The organism is Corynebacterium sp. zg254, from assembly GCF_024701495.1.
Lineage (GTDB): Bacteria > Actinomycetota > Actinomycetes > Mycobacteriales > Mycobacteriaceae > Corynebacterium > Corynebacterium zhongnanshanii.
Map to the genome: position 1 here is coordinate 1 of NZ_WIAR01000006.1, position 3,887 is coordinate 3,887.

Below are 3,887 nucleotides of genomic sequence, written 5' to 3' on the forward strand. Positions count from 1 at the left end.
GTCGGCGCGTTGAAGGGGTGTTGTGTTGCGGGGGTGGTGGAATGTGTGTCTGCCTGTCGGGGAAATGCCTGGTCATGTGGATTTAAGGTCGCTGTTTCTGTGCGAGAAATACAAGAGGCGGGGTTAGCATTAGTGCAGCGGTAGTTGTTTTTTCGTGAGAGGGTTTTTATAGTTCCGTAGTGATTTAGATCTCATTGGATCATATGAAGAGAGGGATTGTCGTGAAATTGTCCTCGTTCGTTCGTGGTGTTGTTGCGTGTTCGGCGGCCAGTATGGCGGTGATTACTGGAGCCGGATCGGCTATGGCATTGCCGGCGTGGGTTCCTGTGGTGGAGTTTCCTTATCCGGGTCCTGTCGTTGGTGGTGAACGTGATATTGCTGATCGGCATGTCGCGCGCACTACTGCTGATGGGTGGGTGTTGCATGTGGATAAGGTTAATGAGGCGATTAATTTCGCTCCCGCGTTGGATGGCGGTGTGACTACTGGTGAGGCATTTGGTTCGTTAAGTGGCCGTAGCTGGATTGATGGTGCATCGGATGAAGAGTTGACTGGTGCGTTTTTTGAAACGGGTTATCAGATTGGCTGTGGTGTGGATGTTTCCGATGGTGCTGATGTTCAGGTAGCTGGTGTTGCTGGGGTGTCGCCGTCGGTGGGTGTTGCGCCCTCGGCTGAGGCTGGTGTGGATGCGGGTGTTCAGGCTGGTCCGAGTGTGCAGGTGAGCCTTCCTGATGGTAGTGGCACTGTTGGTGCTGATGCTAAGGGGGATGCGGGAGCGAAGTTTGGGGCGAAGGTTAATTCTGAGGCTAAAGCGGATTCACGGTTTGAGGTTGCTCCTACTGTGAACTTTTCTTTGAAGCCTGGTGGGGTTACTAATGTGACGTTGGCAGGCTATGACATGAACTTGGATAAGAAGCGTGCTGCTGGTGGTTTTACGGGTGCGCATATGCAGATTAATGGTTGTGCGGGACCTGTATCTATTCGTTCATATGTGTCTTTGTCGACTGTGACTGATACCAGTGTTGACTCTGTTGCGGTGTATGGCGATGCGCGTCGCATTCGCTAAAGAAATAGGCGAATGAAGCCGTGGAGTGTGGGGAGAACAATCATGTCAGATGATGTATCGGTGCTTGGTGAAGAGTTTCCGTCTGGCGGTGGTGTAGAGCGTGCTGCTTCTGGAGTGTCTGAGGGGCCGTCAGGTCGTGATGTTGCTCGTGGTGTTGTTACTGCTATGGCTGGTGCGATGTTGTTGCTGCCTGGTGTCGCTGTGATGCCGCGCTTAGGGGTGTGGATGGTGGAGCATGGTCCGTTTGTGGTGATGCTTCCTTTTATGCTGTGGATGATGCTGGCCGGCGGCTTGGTTAGTTCTGGTGTGATGTCGGTGTGGCACGCGGCGAAGGGACAGTAAGGTGAGGCAGCGACACCGTCATGGTGGGGCACGGTGGGTGCGGTACGGGCATCAGGTGCTGTTGAAGGTGGGTGGCTGTTGTACGGTCGCGTCCTGCATGGTGTTGTTGGGTGGGCCATGGGTCGTTGATCTGGGGTTTGCGTCTGCGGAGACTGCTGAGCAGCGGTGCGAGCGTGAGACGGCGCAGTATAACAGTGCCCAGCAGGCAGTATGGCAGGCATCGCATCCAGGGCAGCAGGTCCCATCACCGGCGCCATGGCCGGCATATCGGTGTGTCGGTGGGCCGGGTGTGAATGCGGGGACGTCTGGTAAGCCGGGTAGCGCATCGGGAATGGGGGATAGTTCGAGGCCCGATCGGTGGTCGGGTGGTGGTGATGGCACTAGCCCGCAGGTGGGGTGGAGTGATAATGGCCAGTCGGTGGGTGGGCCTCATAGCGAGGTATCTCCGGTTGTTCCATCAGGTGTATCTGCGCGGGATTCAGCCCGGTCGAATGTGCGTGTTCCTGAGCATAGTGGACCTACCGTAGGTAATACACCGACACGAGGTGATGATTCTGCTCGTGCGAGTGACGGGGTTGCTGCTGGTGAGCGTGCTCATGAGGTAGCAAACGTGCACGAGCAGACTGTTGATGGCAGTGGGAAGCCTACTGATCCGAGGGATACTTCTCGTCGTATCAATCATGGAGGTTCTGAGGATAATTCTTCCCCTGGGGTTGTTCGTGATGATGCAGAGGCGAGCAGCTCTAGGGCTGCAGAGGATGCAGAAGTTTCTGGTGGTACTTCCGGCGTGGGGATGCTAGAGGGGGGTCATTCCAGTCAGGGGGATGTGCTTGCTGCTGTGGGTGGGGCTGTTGCTGTGATGATGGGAGCGGTGGGTGCTGTTGTGGCGCGTCGTCGTGGCACAGCATCTGATGTGTGGGAGCTGGGGTGGGTACGTCCGGATGGGGATCGGCAGCGTTTTATGGTGGTGCCGGATGACTCGGCACCGCATGAGCATCGGTTTGAGATGGATGTTCCTGATGGTGGGCGGATGATTGCTCGTGAGGATGGGGGTGTGGATGTTGTGGATTCGTCGGGGGCGGTGGTCGATCATGTGCAGCCACCGTGGGCGGTGGATGCTATGGGACGCCCGGTGCCTACGTGGTATGAGGTGGATAATGATCAGGGAGTGTTGGTGCAGAAGGTAGCACCTGATGCGCAGGCGGTGTATCCGATTGTGGCTGATCCACGAGAAAAACGTGGTGGGGTGGGCCAGCGGCGTAAAACATCGCCAACGTCTGGGTCGGTTGTTGGCCCGGATGCGGGAGATATTGTGCGCAGGCAACGTGCTCAGTCAGGTCAGCGCCACACGTCGTCGAGGAAGGGCCCATCACAGACCCGGCAGGCTCATACACAGGCAAGGCCTCAGCGTAGTCATCGGCCGTCGGGTCAGGAGTCTGCAACGCAGCAGCGACGGAAAGACCAACAGTTGCCGACCCGCCAGCCAGGATTTATCGGCCCGGTCACGGCTGAGGATGCTGCAGGTCAGGAGCGTAATAAACGACGTGCGCAGCACCAGGCAGCACAACGTCGTGGCCGGGGTATCTACACTCCTGAGGAGGAGTACCAGCAGGCAGTTACCGGTCGTAAGCTGCCGGTAGAAACGACAGTCCACCGTGGAGATCAGCGGGCACAGCATCCTGTGTGTGAGATCTCTGCTGAAGGTGATGCTGTGACGCGTAATAAAGATGGTTTTATCGATGGGGTCTATCCCGCCGGAGCGCCGGCTGGGACGGATGTTATCCGTCACGGTGATGGTTCTGTGACGGTGGTGAAGGGGGATCGTCGGACGAGGTATTTCCCGGCGCCGCGGTCTGGTTCGGTGGGTGATCGGCCGGTGGTGGAGTCACAGACGTATGATGCGGGTGCTGGTCAGACCCGTCAAGTGTTTGTGCGTTCGGATGGCACGGTGGTGCAGCAGGTGCAGGAGGGGGTGCAGGAAATAAGCTCTCCTGCTGATGGTCGTGTGCATGTGATGCCGGTTGCAACTCCTGGTGATCCGGTTGTGGTCGGGCATGGAACACCGGTGAAGGTTCACCAGCTGGATCATCGGGCAGGCGCAGCATCGGATATTCTGCTGACTCAACCGATTAGGCAGGGTGATGACGTATCCACTGGTGGGGATGATGGTGGGATGGATTTTGGGTGGTCGAAGTCGGATACGGGCACGGCTATTTATGGTGTGGCTAATGATACGAATTTTGGGTTAGCTGAGAAGTCGGCGGAGGCTGTGGGTGGGGGTGCTGATGATGTGGCTCGTGCGGCGCGTATCGGTGGGCGTGCCCTGGGTGTTGTTGGTGGGGTGATCGGTGCGGAAAGTGATCGGCGTGCGGGGATGGATGCCACCGAAGCCTACACCACCAACGCCATCGGAACCGCCGCCGGAATCGCCGCAGGAGCAGCCCTAGGCGCAGTCGCACCAGTCATCGCAACAGCAGTACT

Annotated in this window: 2 protein-coding genes and 1 pseudogene; all 3 read left to right on the forward strand. The window is 57.7% G+C overall.

The annotated features are described in order from the left end of the window. Positions 1–221 precede the first annotated feature (221 nt). The gene (locus GC425_RS09865) at positions 222–1,064 is read left to right on the forward strand and encodes an MspA family porin (RefSeq protein WP_231699820.1); all 843 of its coding nucleotides are present in this window, start codon (positions 222–224) and stop codon (positions 1,062–1,064) included. A gap of 42 nt (positions 1,065–1,106) precedes the next feature. Continuing rightward, entirely contained in the window at positions 1,107–1,406 is a 300-nt protein-coding gene (locus GC425_RS09870) for a hypothetical protein (RefSeq protein ID WP_151844926.1), read from the forward strand. A 610-nt stretch (positions 1,407–2,016) separates the two neighbouring features. After that, a pseudogene (locus tag GC425_RS09875) lies at positions 2,017–3,887 on the forward strand (hypothetical protein); the annotation flags it as partial.